Origin of the sequence: Acinetobacter sp. YH12145, assembly GCF_013418335.1 — a bacterium.
Classification (GTDB): domain Bacteria; phylum Pseudomonadota; class Gammaproteobacteria; order Pseudomonadales; family Moraxellaceae; genus Acinetobacter; species Acinetobacter amyesii.
The window spans coordinates 1-19632 of the sequence record NZ_VPCE01000016.1; the positions used below are offsets into that span (position 1 = coordinate 1).

The following is a 19632-nucleotide window of genomic DNA, read 5'->3' on the forward strand; positions in this document are numbered from 1 at the left end:
GCGACTCATAAGTGCTCGGTTATATGCGGGCCAATTGGTTGTGCGGTAGATTTTGTGTGCAGGCTTCTTCATTTGAAAATTATATCGCTGAAAAAGCCTTTACAGATAGGTTTGTGCAACAAAGCCAATTACATAGAGAAGATGTTCAAGAATTTTTACAAGACGGTAATACATTAATAATTAAATTGAAAAATGGTGAAGTAATTACCATTGAGAATTTTTTTGCACAATATGAAGACGGTTTAGTTTCTGATTTAGTATTTGAAGATGATGAATGTGCATTCTTATGGTTCGATTTTACGAATGGTGTTGCGAGCTTTAAAGAAATTGCAGGTTTAGAAGTTTTATTACCACCAGCATCTTCTAGTTTTGGTGGGTTAGTACCATGGTTAGTGGGTGGTGGTTTAGTTGCTGGCGGGATTGGTTTGGCTGGTGGTTCAGGTGGTAGCAGTTCATCAAAACCACCGGTAGAACGTCCACAAGTTGAAGTCAGCATTACGCCTGATGGCACGATTGTTTTGACCTATCCGAAGAATACTGATCCAAATTCTATTACGACCGATAAAATCATTGTCAAAGATCCAAATGGCAATGACATCGTGGTTGACTTTGGTACACCAGTCACTCAGCAGGACGGTACAATCACTGTAACCGGTAAAGTCCCAGCAGGTATAGACGGTACGATCACTGTGACTGTACCTGAAGGTTCATACGAAGACGTAACAGGTAATCCGGGTGTTGAGGGTCAGGACACAACGACTGTAGATACGATTGCGCCTGAAGTTGCTGTAACAGTGACCTCTTCATCTACGAACCATACTTCAGCAACGGCTACATTTACCTTTACAGAAAAAATTGATCCTGCAACTTTCTCTACGAATGATTTGATTGTTACAGGTGGCAAGGTTGTTGGCACTATTACCCAAGTCGATGAATTTACGTGGACTGTTGAACTTAAAACTGAGCCAGGTGTAACCGTATCTGTTGAAGTGAAAGATGACAGTTATAGCGACGTTGCGGGCAACACAGGTAAGGGTGATCAAGATCAATTGATTACACTTAAAATTACCGGTGTAACGCCAAATACAGATTCGAATGGCGATGATATTACTGTTATTACAGGTAAGACTGAACCCAATAGTGAAGTGAGTGTGCTCATTCCGGGTCAAGATACACCATTAACAGTACAATCAGGCCCAGATGGTCTGTGGGAATTAACAGTTCCGGGTATTTTGAAAGATGGTAACGAAGTTACTGCGACAACCACTTATGAAGATAAAAATGGTGATGTCGTTAGCACTGGTGATGAAGTTGAATTGCCATTCGTTTATATCGATGTTGTGGCCGGTGATGATGTCATCAACGAAACTGAACTGGATGATTTAACTGAAACTATAGACGGTCAAAACTTTATTACAGTGACAGGTACGATCAGTAATCCAGCAGCAGATTTGGTTGTGAACTTTAATGGTACGCCTTATAGCGGTTCACAAGTGACTGTGACTCTACAAGGCCAATGGAGCATCCGTGTTCCAGTTGCAGATGTAAAAGAAAGCAACACCGTGACTGCACAAGCAACCACAGATACAGCAACGTCAAATACAGCTGAACGTCAACCTGGTTTAGATAATCAAGCACCGACTGTGACTGTTGAAATTACTGAACAAGGTCTGATTAGCATTAAATACGAATCGGATGTTAATCCTTCAACGGTTGATGTTGCCGATTACACAGTGGTTGATCAGTTCGGTAAGAAAGTTACTGTGGAATACACAGTGTCTGAAGATGGGTTAACCGTTACAGGTAAAATCACAAGCCCAGTGGATGGCAAAGTGACTGTACTTGTACCAAAAGACAGTTATCAAGATTTCAGTGGTAACAATGGTACTAAAGGTTCTGCAAGTGAATCTGTCGATACAACTTCACCTACAGTAAATGTGACCATTACACCGCAAGGTAAAATTGTGGTGACTTATGAAGATGATGTTGATCCGAAGACTATTGATCCAAAAGACATCGTTGTTAAAGATCCATCAGGCAATGTGATCACTGTTGAGTTAACACCATCTGCAGATGGCTTAACGTACACAGGTCAAGTGCCAGAAGGTATTGACGGTAAGGTAACGGTTTCAGTTCCTACAAATTCATACGAAGACTTAACAGGTAATCCGGGTAAAGCTGGAACAGGCGAAGGAGATGTGGATACAGATCGTCCACAAGTTGAAGTAACGGTAACACCTGAAGGTCAAATCGTCGTGACTTATCCTGAAGATACCGATCCAACGACTATTGATCCTCAAGACATTATCGTTAAAGACCCATCAGGTAATGACATCACTGTAACGTTAACACCATCAGATAATGGCTTAACGTATACAGGTCAAGTGCCAGAAGGTATCGACGGTACAGTAACGGTTGAAGTGCCAGAAGGTTCATACGAAGATGTAACAGGTAACCCTGGTAAAGTCGGTGAAGGTGAAGGCTCTGTTGATACAGACCGTCCACAAGTTGAAGTGACGGTGACTCCTGAAGGTCAAATCATCGTGACTTATCCTGAAGACACTGACCCAGCGACCATTGATCCAAAAGACATCGTTGTCAAAGATCCAGCGGGCAATGACATCACGGTAACGTTAACCCCATCAGAAGATGGCTTAACTTATACAGGTCAAGTGCCAGAAGGTATCGACGGTACAGTAACGGTTGAAGTACCAGAAGGTTCATACGAAGATGTAACGGGTAACCCAGGTAAAGTGGGTGAAGGTGAAGGCACTGTAGATACAGACCGTCCACAAGTTGAAGTAACGGTAACGCCTGAAGGTCAAATCATCGTTGAATATCCTACAGATACTGATCCAACGTCGATCACAACAGATAAGATTGTGGTGAAAGACCCTGAAGGTAATGAAATCACTGTGACTTTAACACCGTCAGAAGGCGGCTTAACCTATACAGGTCAAGTTCCAGATGGTGTGGATGGCACAGTTACTGTTGAAGTTCCTGAAAATTCTTATGAAGACCTTACAGGTAACCCAGGTAAAGCTGGTGAAGGCAAAGGTGATGTCGATACAGATGGTCCACAAGTCGAAGTGACTGTGACACCTGAAGGTCAAATCATTGTTGAATATCCTACAGATACCGATCCAACGTCGATCACGACAGATAAGATTGTGGTGAAAGACCCTGAAGGTAATGAGATCACTGTGACCTTAACACCGTCAGAAGGCGGCTTAACCTATACAGGTCAAGTGCCAGAAGGTATCGACGGTACAGTAACAGTTGATGTTCCTGAAAACTCGTATGAAGACCTTACAGGTAATCCGGGTAAAGCAGGCGAAGGCAAAGGTGATGTCGATACAGACCGTCCACAAGTCGAAGTGACTGTGACACCTGAAGGTCAAATCGTCGTGACTTATCCTGAAGATACTGATCCAACGTCAATCACGACAGACAAGATCGTGGTGAAAGATCCTGAAGGTAATGAAATCACTGTGACTTTAACACCGTCAGAAGATGGCTTAACGTATACAGGTCAAGTGCCAGAAGGTATCGACGGTACAGTAACGGTTGAAGTTCCTGAAAACTCGTATGAAGACCTTACAGGAAATCCGGGTAAATCAGGCGAAGGCAAAGGCTCAGTGGATACAGATCGTCCACAAGTGGGTGTAGAAATCACTCCGAATGGCGATATTATCCTGACTTATCCTGAAGATACTGATCCAACGACTATTGGTACTAGCACGATTACGGTTGAAGGTCCTAAAGGCCCAATCACAGTTGAATTTGGTACGCCTGAAGTACAAACAGATGGCACTGTTGTTGTGACCGCGAAAGTCCCTGAAGGTGTTGACGGTCAAGTGACTGTTACCGTTCCAGAAGGTTCGTATGAAGACTTGACTGGCAATCCGGGTAAAGTAGGTGAAACTCAAGGCAATGTCGATACTGACCGTCCAAGTGTTGAAATCACCTTAACACCACAAGGTTCGATTGTTATTCAATATGAAGACGATGTCGATCCAACTACGATTGATCCAAAAGACATCGTGATTACAGATGAAAATGGTAATCCGATTAAAGTTGAATTAACGGTATCTCCAGATGGTTTAACCCTGACAGGTCAAATTCCGCCAAATGTAGATTCAAAAGTAACCGTGATCGTGCCTGAAGGCAGTTACCAAGATAAAACAGGTAATGAAGGTCAATATGATATCGACAGTAAATTAGTTGATACTGATGTTCCTGAAGTGACTGTAACGGTTGATCCGCAAGGTAATATCACCGTGACTTATCCTGAAGATACCGATCCGAAAACCATTAATCCAGATGCGATTGTGGTGAAAGATCCTGAAGGTAACGAGATCACTGTAGAGTTAACGCCATCACCAGACGGCTTAACGTATACTGCTAAAGTACCTGAAGGGATCGACGGTAAAGTGACTGTTGATGTACCAGCAGGCTCTTATGAAGATTTGACAGGAAACCCAGGTACACCAAGTACAGGTAAATATCCTGTCGATACTATCGCGCCAACTGTTGAAATCACTTTAACGCCTACAGGCGATATCGTGGTGAAATTTGAAGATGATGTTGATCCGAAATCGATTGATCCTGAAACAATTATTATCACTGATAAAGACGGTAAACCTGTTGAGGTGACGCTAACACCTTCTGAAGATGGTTTGACTTATACAGGTAAAATCCCTTCAGGTGTGGATGAGCAAATTACAGTTGAAGTTCCAACAGGTTCATACACTGACTTGGTGGGTAACCCAGGTGTAACTGATAAAGAAACTGTAGATGTAGATACTATTGCGCCAACAGTGATTGTCGATATTATTGCTCAAGCGACTGATAGCAAAGCAACAGCGACTTTCGAGTTCAGCGAGAAAATTGATCCTGCAAGCTTCAGCTCTGCTGACTTGAAAGTGACAGGTGGTCAAATTGTTGGTCAGCCAACCTATAACGAAACCACAGGTCTATGGTCAGTTGAACTGAAAGTTGAACCAGGTCAAACCGTGACTGTTGAAGTTCTTCCTGAAAGTTATACAGATGAAGCAGGCAATAAAGGTGCAGGCGATAGTGATCGTTTAATCACGGTTAATATCACAGCTGTTACACCAAATACCACTGAAGACGGCACGCACGTGACAGTGATTACAGGTAAAACTGAGCCGGGTCATGATGTGGTTGTGACTTTGCCTGATGGTACAGAATTACCACCAGTGAAAGCAGGTCTAGATGGTACTTGGACAACAACGACTGAACTTCCATTAAAAGATGGTGATGATCTTTCTGCGTCTACAACAGACCAAGATGGCAACCCAACGAAAGACACCGTGTCTTTACCATTGATTTCGATCAATGTGATTGCGGGTGATGATGTCATTAATGAAGAAGAAATGGCTGAATTGACCGATGAAGATGGTAACTTCATTATCACCGGTACAATTTCGAACCCGAATGCGGCTATTACTGTCGATGTTAATGGCACTGAATATACTGTTGATCCTGCGGATATTACGCCTACAGGTCAGTGGACACTGAAAGTTCCTGCAACTGAAATCAAACCGGAAAACTCAATTACTGCAACTGCGAAAACAGATACAGTGACTTCAGAACCTGCAATTCGTAACCCAGGTTTAGACAATGATGCACCAACAGTTCAAATTGACATCACTCCACAAGGTGAGATCAAAGTAACATTTGCACCAGATGTTGATCCTGCAACGATTGATCCAAAAGACTTCGTGATTACAGGTCTAGACGGCAAACCAGTGGTGATTGATTTCACGCCATCTGAAGATCGTTTGACTTATACCGGTCAAGTGCCTACAGGTGTAGATACCTCGATTACAGTAAAAGTGCCTGAAGCATCTTATTCTGATAAAGCGGGTAACCCAGGTGAAGAAGGTTCTGAAACAGTTACAGTGGATACAGCCCCGCCTGTAGCAGAAGTGACTGTGACACCAGATGGTAAGATCACTATTACATATCCAGATGACACAAATCCTGACACTATTGATACCACAGGTATTATTGTGGAAGGTCCAGATGGTGAAGTGATTCCGGGTGTAACCTTTGAAGAACAACCTGATGGTACATATACAGCGAAAGTGCCTGAAGGCATCGATGGCGACATCGTCGTGAAAGTGCCTGCGGGTTCTTATGGAGACACTATGGGCAACTCAGGCGAACCTGTAAAACAACCAGCTACGGTAGATACAGAATCTCCAGTCGTTGATGTTCAAATCGATGAAAACGGTAAGATCACACTGACTTATCCAGAAGATACTGATCCTGACACGATTGATACGACAGGTATTGTTGTTGAAGGTCCTAAAGGCCCAATTTCTGATGTGACTTTCGAAAAACAACCAGATGGTACCTACACTGCGAAAGTACCTGAAGGTGTTGATGGCGAGATCGTTGTGAAAGTACCTGCGGGTTCTTATGAAGACACTACAGGTAACTCAGGTGAGCCAGTTGAACAACCGGGTACTGTGGATACAGATACACCAACAGCAACTGTAACCATTACTCCAGACGGTAAGATCACTGTCACTTATCCTGATGATGTCGATCCATCGACAATTACAGAAGAGTTGATCGTGGTCGAAGGTCCAAAAGGTCCAATCGAAGTACCATTTACACCACCAGTGAAACAACCAGATGGTTCATACGTGGTAACAGGTGAAGTGCCTGAAGGTACAGATGGCGAAATCGTAGTGAAAGTACCTGCGGGTTCTTATGAAGACACTACAGGCAACTCAGGCGAGCCAGTTGCTCAACCGGGTACTGTAGATACAGATACACCAACGGCTGAAGTGACGATTACACCTGACGGTAAGATCACTGTGACTTATCCAGATGATGTCGATCCATCGACAATTACTGAAGATAAGATCGTAGTTGAAGGTCCAAATGGTCCAATCGAAGTACCATTTACACCTGCTGTGAAACAACCAGATGGTTCTTATGTAGTGACTGGTGAAGTTCCTGAAGGTACAGATGGTGACATCGTCGTGAAAGTCCCTGCGGGTTCTTATGAAGACACCACAGGAAATTCAGGCGAGCCTGTTGAAAAACAAGGAACGATTGATACTGAATCTCCAGCGGCTGAAGTGACTATTGAACCGAATGGTGAAATTATCGTTACATATTCACCTGATGCGGATAAAACAACCATCGATCCAGCTGACATTGTGGTGAAAGATAGCAAGGGCAATACCATTGTGGTTGATTTTGTTCCATCAAATGATGGCTTGACTTACACAGGTAAAGTGCCAACTGCGATTGATGAAAATATCACAGTAACTGTGCCTGAAAATAGCTTTAAAGACACCACTGGTAATGACAATACGACTTCGGTAAAAACTGACCCTGTCGATACGATTGCACCAAAAGTTGAGGTCGTGATCACGCCAGAAGGTCAAATCACACTGAAATACGAAGATGATGTTGTTCCATCGACCATTGATACCTCAAAAATTGTGATTGTTGATGGTAATGGTAAATCTGTACCTGTGACATTTACACCGAGCGAAAACGGCTTGACTCTCGTTGGTCAAGTTCCTGATGGTATTGATAGTCAAATTACTGTGACTGTACCAAGTGGTTCGTATCAAGATGAAGTGGGTAATAAAGGCGGTAAAGGCAGCACGTCAAAACCTGTCGATACTCAGTCTCCTGAAGTAGAAATCAGCATTACTCCTGACGGTAAAATCACCATTACTTATCCAGATGATGTCAATCCTGACAGCATTGAAGAAGGTAAAATTGTTGTTGAAGGTCCAAATGGTCCAATCGAAGTACCATTTACCCCACCAGTGAAACAACCTGATGGTTCATATGTGGTGACAGGTGAAGTTCCTGAAGGTACAGATGGTAATGTGACTGTTAAAGTTCCAACAGACAGTTATGAAGATACCTTAGGTAATCCAGGTGAAGAGGTTGACACGACGGTTCCTGTCGATACCATTCCACCTAAAGCCGAAGTGACTGTTACACCAGATGGTAAGATCACTGTGACTTATCCAGATGATGTAGATCCAAATACGATTGTGGAAGAGTCAATAACAGTAACTATTCCAGATCCAACGGACCCAAATAAAACAATCGATATACCTGTGACATTTAATCCACCAGTAAAACAACCTGATGGCTCTTATGTGGTAACGGGTGAAGTTCCTCCGGGTGTAGATGGCACAGTAACAGTGACCGTTCCGGGTACCTCTTATGAAGATGAATCGGGTAACCCTGGTGAACCAAATTCAGGTAATGGTAAAGTCGATACCGACGTACCAACTGCAATTGTGACAATTCAACCGAATGGTGACATTGTTATTAAATACCCTGAAGATACCAACCCAGATTCGATTGATACATCGACGATCACTTTCACTGATAAAGATGGCGATCCAGTAGTGGTTGAATTAACACCTTCTACAGATGGCAAGACCTTTACAGGTAAAGTACCGAACGGAAATGATACGGATATTACAGTTAGTATTCCGACTGGTAGTTATACCGATGAAACGGGTAATCCGGGCGCTCAGGTTGATGTCACTGAACCAGTGGATACCATTGCACCTAATGTTGATATCGATATCACACCAAATGGTCAGATTACTTTAACGTTTGACGATGATACGGTTCCAAGTACCATCCAAACTGGAAAAATCACAGTTACTGACAAGTCTGGTAATCCTATCGTTGTTGAATTTGTCCCAAGTCAAGATGATCCGCTTGTATTGGTAGGTCGTGTTCCTGAAGGTACTGAAACTGGTATCGTGGTGACTGTTCCAGCGGGTAGTTATCAAGATGATGTAGGTAACAAAGGTACTTTAGATCAAGATTCTGCTGATGTAGATGCTGTACCGCCTGTCGCTGTAGTAACGATTACACCAGACGGTAAGATCACTGTGACTTATCCTGATGATGTTGATCCATCAACAATTACAGAAGAGAAGATCATTGTAGAAGGTCCAAATGGTCCAATCGAAGTACCATTTACGCCGCCAGTGGAACAACCTGATGGTTCTTATATCGTGACTGGTGAAGTACCTCCGGGTGTTGATGGTGACATTACAGTAACTGTCCCAACAGATAGCTATGAAGATAAATCAGGCAATCCGGGTGAGGACGTTACAACGACAGAAACACCTGTAGATACTGTTCCACCAAAAGCTGAAGTGACGATTACACCAGATGGTAAGATCACTGTGACTTATCCTGATGATGTTGATCCATCGACGATTACAGAAGAGAAGATCATTGTTGAAGGTCCAAAAGGTCCAATCGAAGTACCATTTACGCCGCCAGTGGAACAACCTGATGGTTCTTATATCGTGACTGGTGAAGTACCTCCGGGTGTTGATGGTGACATTACAGTAACTGTCCCAACAGATAGCTATGAAGATAAATCAGGCAATCCGGGTGAGGACGTTACAACGACAGAAACACCTGTAGATACTGTTCCACCAAAAGCTGAAGTGACGATTACACCAGACGGTAAGATCACTGTGACTTATCCTGATGATGTTGATCCATCAACAATTACAGAAGAGAAGATCATTGTAGAAGGTCCAAATGGTCCAATCGAAGTACCATTTACGCCGCCAGTGGAACAACCAGATGGTTCTTATATCGTGACTGGTGAAGTACCTCCGGGTGTTGATGGTGACATTACAGTAACTGTCCCAACAGATAGCTATGAAGATAAATCAGGTAATCCGGGCGAGGACGTTACAACGACAGAAACACCTGTCGATACCATTCCTCCATCAGTTGAAATTGAGCTTGAAAAGAAAGATCTAACTGATCCTGAAGTTACTATTAAGTTTTCAGAAGTTCCTTGCGGTGCAGATGGTCAGCCATTGAATGCTGCTCAAATTAAAAATTTAGTCGCAAAAGCAGGATTTGAATTTGATGCAGAATTAACATCTAATGATGGTGGGTTTACTTGGATTGCACCTATTACTTACACTGGCGGTGATGTTTCTGCAAAAATTCCTGATGGATCTTATTTTGATGCATCTATAAACCAAGGTTTAGGTGATGTGGATAATCTTATTGCACCTGTGATTGAATTAAATACGCCATCAGTATCGATTCCTGTAACTGGGACAAATAGTTTTGAAAATGGAACATTGACATCAGATAAAACACATTCAATGAAAGTGGATTTAACTGGGGTAGATGGTGCGCAGGTAAGAGCTGTTATTAATTTAGATACAATTGATAACTCGTTTGGTCTAACTGTAAATGGAGTATCATTAACTGGAAATAAAGTTATCCAGTTACAAACCAGTGATACGACACACAGTAAAAATCAAGTTTTCTTACAAACAGCTGACGGTAAAATTTTAGGTGATGTTTCTACAACTCAACCATGGACGAAAAATGAAAATGGTTTACCACGTATTCAAATCGTGGTAACAGAAGATGGTGTCCGTTTCTTTGGTACTGTTACAACTAAAGCAACAGAGTTAGTAGAGTTATTCTTGGCTGACTCAAGTGTCATTAAATTGCCTGACTTTAAGACTGGAACGAATACGATCGATGTGATTAATTACAATGGTGTCAATATCGATGGTATGAGTGGTTCATTGAATGTCTATTCTGGTGAGTCTTTCCAATTAAGCGATGCTGATAACCCTGATGCACAATATTCAAAAGTTGTAGTGAAACTTACCGAAGGGGATGGAGTCGTTATGACACCTGTCCTACCAAAAGGTATGATTGCAGAGCTTTCTGCGGATGGTAAATCGTTAACTTTGAAAGCTACAAATAGCACTCTATCTGCTGCTGATTTTGAGGATGCTCTACAGAACTTAATCTTTAAAGCATCAACAGATGGTCAACGTAAATTTGAAATTACTGTATATGATGAAGATGGCGTGCCATCTAAACCAATTACTACAACTACAAATTATGATGATGCATCAGGTCGAGTGCCTCTTGATACCACGAGTAAGGAGGCGATCGTTGATCCAACAGATCCAACAGATCCAACAGAAAACGGCGCCGTGGCTAATGTGGTAGAACTTGTCGAAGCAGCGAACGGGACTTTTGATAGCACACTTCCTGGTCTCTCTGAATTAGAGCGCAAGGCTAATGGTGATTATGTAGTTACTACCGATGCTGTGGATACAAAAGTAACGGATTACTATAAAGAATATGTCGCTGCTATGGATATTGTCCGTGCTGCAAATCCAGGAAAAACGGATGATCAGCTTTATAATGAGTTTGGTAATGCAATCAATAACTTAAACTTAAGTAATTACAGTGGTGAAGAAAATACTCATAATATTTATGTAGTAGATTTGGATGCATTAATTTCATTAGGTTTAAGTACCGATAAAATACCAACTCGTATGAATGGTTCTCGTGGAAAAGACAGTGATTGGGTGGTATTCAAAGAAGCATTTGATCCAAATGTGTTTGAAATTACATCTAAGATGCTTAACCCTGCGGAAGGCAACCTAAACCGTTTTGATGGTTACTTTATCAACGTCACTAAAAATGGCCAGACTTATCAATATGTCTTGAACAATGTTCAAGGTGTAATTTTTGATGATGGAACCACTTTGACATATGATGAAAAAGGTAACGTAACACTTTACTCAAGTTTTGATTTAACATTGAGTACTGAGTTATTAGGCTCTTCACAAACATCAGAATCTCTATATGGTGTGAAATTTAAAGCAGATGAGCTATTAAAATCAGTTACCGTAAATATTCAGAACGTTGGTGATGTTAGTTATTCTCCAGAAGTGTATTACAAGGGGCAGCTAATCAAACCTGATGCGGATGGTTGGTTCACAATTACTGATTCAACTTCATCTATTGCAAAAGAATTTGATGTCACAATCAAAATTCCAAATCATTTATATGCTGACAATACTGGTATTTATACAAGTGCAACAGCATTTAAAGATGCATTAGACGCAGCTTTACATGCAGAAGGCAGTGTTGTACCAGTACAGGATGCACCAGTAGTTGCAGCACGCATGATGAGCTTTGATTTTGCTGAAGAGTCTAGTGATATCTTTAGTATTCTCAATGAAACACATGATACTAATGACGGTGTTGTAAACGTAAACGGTTTCACTGTCGGTGACTCAGCAGACTTAATCGACATCTCATCATTACTTTCTGACGATGCAACTGAAGCGAATCTCGCAGAGTTTGTAACAGTAGCATATGACGAAGAAACTGATTCAGCTGTGATTTCAATTGACCGTGATGGCACATCAGGTACGGAATATGAATCACAAGATCTTGTGGTCTTGCTCAATCAAACGAGCAAAGTCGAACTAGATGACCTAATCAACAATAATCAAATTATTTACTAATAATTTGATGAACTAAAAAGCACCTTCGGGTGCTTTTTTTTGCTTCCCAAAAAGTGAATGCAGATTGAAGACTTAATTTTAATCAACAACTCATCGGAATTAAAACAAATACGCTATATCTACACTTGTATATTGAATAAGCTTTCTTTGTGCTTAAAAAGCGACACTTATCTGATGACGTAGCTCAAAAGGTATGCATAAAAACAAATCAATGGACAATAAAAATGAATAAGAATCTCTGGATTAGGACACTTCTTTCGATGACAATCATGGTGTCTCCACTCACTTTCGCAGCGACTAGCACTGCGCCAATTCCACCTAATAGCCAGCAAGTTTTTTTTGTGGGTAATAACTGGGATGGTACGGTTACAGTCATCAATCCTTCAAAAAACTATCAAAAAGTTGGTGTCATCAATATGGTGCCTGACAAAAAAGAACGGCTCACTGAGATTTACCTCAATCCAGTAAAGTTGATCGCCTATAGCTATATTCGTAATACGGCAGGAGAGGGAAATGATCAATTGGTCGATGACATGTATTCCACACCAGATGGCAAATCGGTGGTTGCATCACGCCCAAGTTATGCAGATGTAGTCTCGATTAACATTGCAACAGGGAAAATCAATTGGCGCACACCAGTTGAAGGTTTCCGAGCAGACCATATGGCAGTATCCCCTGATGGGCAACAAGTTGCTGTTTCAGCATCTTCAGGGAATGTTGTACATATAATTGATATCAACACGGGCAAAGAACTAGGACGTTTTGCGACGGGCGATAAACCACATGAAAATATCTATTTTGCCAACGGTACTAAAATCTTAAATTCAGCCATTGGTAATGTCGAAACAGCCATGGATGCATCTTGGCAAGACTTTACCAAAGGCAAACGCTACATCACGATCGCAGATGCTCAAAGCTATAAAGTCCTCAAAAAAATCGATTTTAGACCTGCTTTAGATGCTGTAGGACGTAAAGACCTGTCTAACTCAGTTCGACCGATTGTATTTAGTAAAGATGAATCCAAAATCTATGCTCAGGTCTCATTTTTTAATGGTCTGGTCGAATATGATCTCAATCAAGACAAAGTCACGCGCATTGCACAGCTTCCGGGAAGTACAACTATTCCCTCAGATCGCACTAAATGGGTGAATGACTCACGCCATCATGGGCTTTCAATCAGTGGAGATGGTGAAAAACTATGTGTTGCAGGAACCATGGATGATTATGCCACCATCGTCGATCGTAAAACTTTGACCGCGGCGAAACTGATTGCTGCGGGCAAACCGTATTGGGCAACGCAAAGCCCAGATGGTAAACGCTGTGTAATTTCTGAAAGTGCGACAGATGCAGTAACCGTGATTGATTTCGCGACAGGTGAAAAAGTCATCACTGTGCCTGTTGGCAATCACCCACAGCGCGTTCGTTTAGGTTATGCACCAGCAGGATGGGGCAGTCAGTAAAACAGTTTAATTCAAATGAAAATGTAAAATTCAGAGTCAAATCGGCTCTGAATTTTTTAAATATAAGAATGTATCTAGAGACTGCATCATGAATAAAAAATTGATAGCTTTAGGATTAACGTTTAGCTTGTTTTTAGGGTTGATGATTCTATTTTTAAAGCCAAAGCAAGAGCACGTAGAGCAGCAACAGACTCAACTGGATACACAAAAAGTTCTTAGCCCGCTTACAGTGCAAACCACTAATAATGCTTTAAATGATCAAAGTTCAAAACAAACACAAGAAAGACAAGATAAGGAAATGCACACCCAGTTATTACAGCAACGTGAACAGGTATTTCAACAATTTCAGCAATTAAACACGCTGATGAGTCAGGGACAGCAGCCGAATCAAAATCAAGTACTCGCTCTACTCGAGCAACAATATAACTTGGTTAAAAAAGGCGTCGTGAAATTGGATGAAGCCATTTCATCAATTCAATATTTACGACAAATACTTCCTGAAATGGACAGAGCTTTGGATAGACAGTTAGCTAAACTGGAACAACTCAAAAAATGAATTAACTTGAATAAATAAACTTTTAAACTAACCAAACTTAAATGAAATAATTAAGGTGAAGAACAAAAGTAGAGTGGCACGGAAATAGAATAGTAAATTAAAAAATGTTTTTTTAAATCAAATGCTTGTAATTTAAATAAGGATTTTGAAAATAAACACTCCGAAGATGCCGCTGCAAATGTCGTGACCCTGAACCCGATGAGTTCAAGGTGGACGCGACGTACACTCGCTGGGTTTCCCACTCGAGGAGGGCATACGCTCAGAATATACAGAACACATCCATAAGTTTAAGTATCGGCAGGGGATTAGACCTAGCTGGCGAACATCTCAGAGATGTGCTCAGTATAACGAATTCAGCGTTATTGGCAAATCACCAAACACTGACAAAGTGTTTAAAATGAAGCAATCGGGCAAAGTATAATCACTAAACCACCGATTAATCAGTCAATTCTTCAACTTGTTCCAAAATATTTTGCAACAAAAGTTCGCAGTTTGCATATTCTTGCAAACTCTTATTCATTGACAGGACTTCTTGCATTAATTCAAGTGCGACCATAATGATCAGCTTACTCGGTTCCATACGTGGTGCTTTACGACGAAATTCATCGTATTTGTCATTCAGTAATTGTGCTGCGCGTTCTAAATCGGCTTGTTGGTCAGAAGTAGTTGCTAAACGGAAACTATGACCTAGAACTTTTAAATCAACTGCAATTTGTTCACTCATGATCAAACTTCCTCATTACTTTCAGTCGGATGTGCCAATTGTTGAATTTCTTGCGCATGTTGATCTTGAGCTGTACCTAAAATAGCTAAACGTTGAATAATCGCTTCAACTTTTGCTTTGGCATGTTCATTTTTTTGTAATAAACGTTCACGTTCTTGCTGCAAACCTTGAATTTCTTGTTGAGCATGACGCTGTTCATTTTGCATCTTTTCTTTAACGATACGTAGCTCATTACGTTCTGCCAAAATTTCTTGAAAACGATTTTTTAGATCAGTACAGCTTTTTTCAAGACGGCTATATCGGTCAGCCAAAGCAGTTGCATCAGTATTCAGCTGTTGAAGTTGAGCACGTGAATCAGTTAATTGCTCATTCAGCGTATCAATTTCTTCTTGTTTGGAGGTGATAATACCGTTCTTATGTACAATTTGAGCATGATGGTGCTCATCAGACGAGTTTTTCTCATCTTGTAGGGCATTATTTTCGCTTTCAAATTGCGCCAGTCGCTTTTTTAAAACGCTAATATGCGCTTGGAGACGCTGTAATTCTTCTAACATAACGTAGTCGCACAGTCTTGCAAACAAAGGTAATATATACGAAGTATAGAGATTGGATAAGCGAATGCAAGACGATATTTCAGGTTGGTCAGATTGGTCCCAGAATTTTTCTAAAATTGAAGAAATTTCAAGCCCAAGTGAGTTACACGGTCTACTCACTGGTATAGTTTGTGTGTCACAACCCCCGAGTCGTGAAGAGTGGCAACAAATTTTAGCAACGCTTGATGTAGCTGAATTAGACGAAGATGCGGTGGCATTGTTGACTGAAGAAGCAGAAGATGTAGCTCATTCACTTTCAGATGATGAACTCGACTATCTTCCTTTATTACCAGATGATGATCACTTGCTAGGTGAGCGTGTGCAAGCCTTGGCAGATTGGTGTGCAGGTGTGGTTCTTGGTTTTGGTTTGGCGGCAGGTCATCTGCGCACCAATGAACAAGAATTGATTGAGCATTTACAGGATGTCGCTTCAGTAGAATTTGAAGATTCAGATGATGATGAAGAAGGTGAAGAAAGCTATCAGGAATTATACGAATTTGTTCGTTTAATCCCAGTGAGCCTTTCTATGGGACGTACCAAAGTTGATGTTTCAGAAACACCGTTGCTACAACTGAGCGCTAAAAATTCATCGGCTCAAGTGGGTAATGTGGTTGAAATGTTCACCCCACATCGTCCAAGCTAAGGCATTAATTTTGCTTATATCTATGTGAGGTATTACGTGTTTTTATACATTCCTCACATAGATTGAGAGATTCATATTCCATTGAATCAAAATTTAAACAATATCAGCTAGCAGGTATAAGAAGTATTTAAATGAAGAAATTAACTCAAGCGGATTTTCAAGAACGTCGAGACATCCTTGCGGGTGAAATGGGACTACGTAGTATTGCAATTATTGCCACGAGCAAAGAAGCCATGCGTAATCGCGACGCAGATTATAAATTTCGAGCTGATAGTAGTTTCTTTTATTTAACAGGTTTTGCTGAACCTGAAGCGGTTGCAGTGATTGAAACCTTTGATAGCGAAGAAGAAGGTTATAGCTATAGTTTGTTCTGCCGTGAACGTGACCGTGAAATGGAAATTTGGAATGGCTACCGTGCGGGTGTAGATGGGGCTGTAGAAGATTATGAAGCTGATGAGGCTTATGCCATTGATTTATTAGACGAAGAAATTTTAGAAAAATTACAAAATAAAGATAAATTATTCTACCGTATTGGGCAGCAACCAGATTTTGATGCTCGTGTGGCGCAGTGGATTTCGGCTGCAAGTGGTGAATCACGTAAGGGTGCAAGTGCGCCTGCTCAAGTCATTCAACTAGATCGCATCATTGATGAAATGCGTCTGCACAAATCTGATGATGAACTTGAATTGATGCAAATTGCTTCGGATATTTCAGCAGAAGCGCATACTCGTGCCATGCAAACGGTTAAACCGGGCATGATGGAATATGCACTAGAAGCAGAACTGAATTATGTCTTTGGTAAAAATGGCTGTGTGCCTTCCTATAACAGCATTGTCGGCGGCGGTGAAAATGGCTGTATTTTGCACTATGTGGAAAATGACAAAGAACTCAAAGATGGTGATTTGGTACTGATTGATGCAGCATGTGAATATCAGCTCTATGCCTCAGACATTACCCGTACTTTCCCAGTCAACGGTAAATTCAGCCCTGAACAAAAAGCACTTTATAATATCGTACTCGATGCACAAATTGCGGCGATTGATGCGGTGCGTATCGGCAACTCTTATAAAGAACCACATAACGTTGCAGTGCGTATTCTAGTTCAAGGTTTATTGGATCTTGGCATTATGCAAGGAGATATTGACGAAATCATCGCAAAAGAAAGTTACCGCCAATTCTATATGCATGGTACGGGTCATTGGCTTGGTATGGATGTGCATGACGTCGGTTCATACAAGCAAGAGGGTGAATGGCGTGCCTATGAAGAAGGTATGGTTGTGACTGTTGAGCCAGGTCTTTATATTGCGCCAGATGATGAAACAGTGGATGTAAAATGGCGTGGTATTGGTATCCGTATTGAGGATGATGTTATAGCGACTCAAAATGGTCCACGTGTATTGACGGCTGCAGTAGTCAAGTCGGTGGAAGACATTGAAGCCTTGATGGCAAAGTAAAATTTACGAAATAAAAAGCCGGTCAAATGATCGGCTTTTTTTATCTATAAGCAGTCATATAAATACTAGTCATATAAATAAGGTTAATTAGCAATGTAGTTGATTTTCTGATGTTAAGTTTTTACAAAAATTAGATATAAGTCTTTTTAAATTAATCGTATAAATTTTTTATTTTAATCATAATTATGGGCGTTAGAAAAGCTGGGGTGGTTATTCCCTTTAATGGCAATCAACAGGATATTGAAAGACTGGTAAATGATTGGCTGGTTTATTTTGAAGAAAACTCAAAATCTGCATTAGATATAGAGTGGCTGACGGATCATATTGTTTGTATCAATAGTGCCGGATTAGCACATTTTGCTTTTACTGAACCTGAAAAATGGAGCAGTTTGCTAAGCAGTCAGTTGCCGATGAAATGGATGATCTTCTTTGATTTTGCAGACACAAATTCAAGCTATAGCTATGCGCTTTATAAAGAGGGTGTAGAAATCAGATGTGTCATTCAAGCGGAAGAAGAGGAACTTTACATGGATGGAGAAAGACAAGATTTTGAAAAGGAATGGTTAAACTTTTCAACAAGGTATTTATACGAATATGTTGAAAATGGCAAAGTTCAAAAAAAATGGACGACTGATTTAAACAGTTTAAAAGAAGAAATCAATCAAGATTTGGAAAGCTATTATCAGTATTATTATTTTAGCGAAAAGGATCATTTAATTTATCATACTCAATTGGTTCGGCAGTTATTGATTGAACTCTTTAAAAACTATGTCGGTTTTGAAATCTTTGATAGTGATTATAATCCAGTAAAGAAAATAAAGTTTAAGTATAACAATCAGCGTACTTATGATGATTATTTGAGTTTAGCCTCAAGAGGGGATATTGCAGCCCAAATTAAATTGGGTGAAATGTATGAAACGGGATGCGGCGTCGAAAAAAATGATGTTACAGCACAAGGATGGTATCAAAAAGCGGCTGATCAGGGTGATGATGCAGCGATGCTGAAGTTAGCCGTGCTGTTGTTCAAAAAGCCATTTAAAACACATATTCATATCGCTTTAGATCTACTGAATCAGTCAGTGGAAAAGGGAAATATAAACGCAAGAACGACTCTTGCTGAAATATATGAAAAGGGCGAAATTCTTGATCAAGATTATAATGTAGCAATGAGCTTGTACAAGCAATCGGCAAAACAAGGCTGTGCAATTGCTCCCTATAAAATTGGCTTAATGTATGAGCTAGGCAATGGCGCAGCTCAAGATTTAAAGATGGCGAAACGCTGGTATCACCAAGCGGCGAATGCTTTTAATCAAGATGCAGAAATTCGATTGAAGAAATTAATCCAGCATTTTAATACTTAAGCCATTCATTTAAATTATTCCGTATTAAGGAGATCATTTCTGTCTTTTGTGTTCTATATCTTTATCTATTGCTATGAAAATAAATTGAATACATGAGCGCAATATTTTGACCAAATCATGGAAAATATTAAATAAATATAAAAAAAGCCGATCTATTGATCGGCTTTTTAGCTTCACTTTGCGATTAAGACTTTTGTAAAAATTCTGTCGCTAATTTTAAAAACTCTTCCGGTTTTTCATATACGGCCAAATGTCCGGTTGCCGGTTCAGCATGTGAAATCAGATCTATAGCATATTTGACCATACACTCGGGTGCATATAATCATAATTACAGCCATTCACTAATGTTTGTTTGTTGATTTTTTTTTTCGCTGTCTCAGTCATATCGGTATGAATCTACAACTCAGCTTGGTGGGTAAATCTTTCTCAATTATTGGTTTGCAGCGTATTTTCTAAGGTTTGCGCCATAGTATTTTCACACCATG

8 protein-coding genes and 1 other RNA gene are annotated in these 19632 nt (G+C 40.6%); 6 read left to right on the top strand and 3 right to left on the bottom strand.

Translation table 11 applies throughout. The annotated features are described in order from the left end of the window. Positions 1-56: 56 nt before the first annotated feature. From FTU80_RS14395 to FTU80_RS14405, 3 genes are all read left to right on the top strand, one after another. On the top strand, positions 57-12356 hold the full coding sequence (locus tag FTU80_RS14395) for an Ig-like domain-containing protein (protein WP_180085779.1): 12300 nt from the start codon (positions 57-59) through the stop codon (positions 12354-12356). Positions 12357-12616: 260 nt separating this feature from the next. Further along, on the top strand, positions 12617-13816 hold the full coding sequence (locus FTU80_RS14400; RefSeq protein ID WP_257221562.1) for a YncE family protein: 1200 nt from the start codon (positions 12617-12619) through the stop codon (positions 13814-13816). Positions 13817-13904: 88 nt separating this feature from the next. Beyond that, positions 13905-14372 (top strand): hypothetical protein, encoded by a 468-nt coding sequence (locus FTU80_RS14405; protein ID WP_180085783.1) that lies wholly within the window; start codon positions 13905-13907, stop codon positions 14370-14372. Positions 14373-14526: 154 nt separating this feature from the next. Here FTU80_RS14405 and ssrS read toward each other — a convergent pair. From ssrS to FTU80_RS14420, 3 genes are all read right to left on the bottom strand, one after another. Then, positions 14527-14709, bottom strand: a non-coding RNA gene (gene ssrS / locus FTU80_RS14410) — 6S RNA. 99 nt (positions 14710-14808) lie between these two features. Then, entirely contained in the window at positions 14809-15096 is a 288-nt protein-coding gene (locus tag FTU80_RS14415) for a cell division protein ZapA (RefSeq protein ID WP_168378082.1), read from the bottom strand. Positions 15097-15098: 2 nt separating this feature from the next. Continuing rightward, entirely contained in the window at positions 15099-15650 is a 552-nt protein-coding gene (locus tag FTU80_RS14420) for a hypothetical protein (protein ID WP_078192940.1), read from the bottom strand. A gap of 64 nt (positions 15651-15714) precedes the next feature. Between FTU80_RS14420 and FTU80_RS14425 the strand changes: the two genes are divergently transcribed. The 3 genes from FTU80_RS14425 (at position 15715) to FTU80_RS14435 (ending at position 19147) form a co-directional block, all read left to right on the top strand. After that, positions 15715-16332, top strand: coding sequence for a UPF0149 family protein (locus tag FTU80_RS14425; protein ID WP_111885849.1), 618 nt, complete (start codon positions 15715-15717; stop codon positions 16330-16332). Between the two features lie 131 nt (positions 16333-16463). After that, on the top strand, positions 16464-17786 hold the full coding sequence (pepP, locus tag FTU80_RS14430) for a Xaa-Pro aminopeptidase (RefSeq protein WP_180085785.1): 1323 nt from the start codon (positions 16464-16466) through the stop codon (positions 17784-17786). A 185-nt stretch (positions 17787-17971) separates the two neighbouring features. Next, complete coding sequence (locus FTU80_RS14435; RefSeq protein WP_180035394.1) at positions 17972-19147, top strand: tetratricopeptide repeat protein; 1176 nt, start codon at positions 17972-17974, stop codon at positions 19145-19147. Positions 19148-19632 lie beyond the last annotated feature (485 nt).

Coding starts and splice junctions, on each gene's coding strand:
- FTU80_RS14405 (WP_180085783.1), top strand. CDS start 13,905: ATGAATAAAAAATTGATAGCTTTAGGATTAACGTTTAGCTTGTTTTTA.
- FTU80_RS14420 (WP_078192940.1), bottom strand. CDS start 15,650: ATGTTAGAAGAATTACAGCGTCTCCAAGCGCATATTAGCGTTTTAAAA.
- FTU80_RS14415 (WP_168378082.1), bottom strand. CDS start 15,096: ATGAGTGAACAAATTGCAGTTGATTTAAAAGTTCTAGGTCATAGTTTC.
- FTU80_RS14435 (WP_180035394.1), top strand. CDS start 17,972: ATGGGCGTTAGAAAAGCTGGGGTGGTTATTCCCTTTAATGGCAATCAA.
- FTU80_RS14400 (WP_257221562.1), top strand. CDS start 12,617: ATGACAATCATGGTGTCTCCACTCACTTTCGCAGCGACTAGCACTGCG.
- FTU80_RS14425 (WP_111885849.1), top strand. CDS start 15,715: ATGCAAGACGATATTTCAGGTTGGTCAGATTGGTCCCAGAATTTTTCT.
- pepP (WP_180085785.1), top strand. CDS start 16,464: ATGAAGAAATTAACTCAAGCGGATTTTCAAGAACGTCGAGACATCCTT.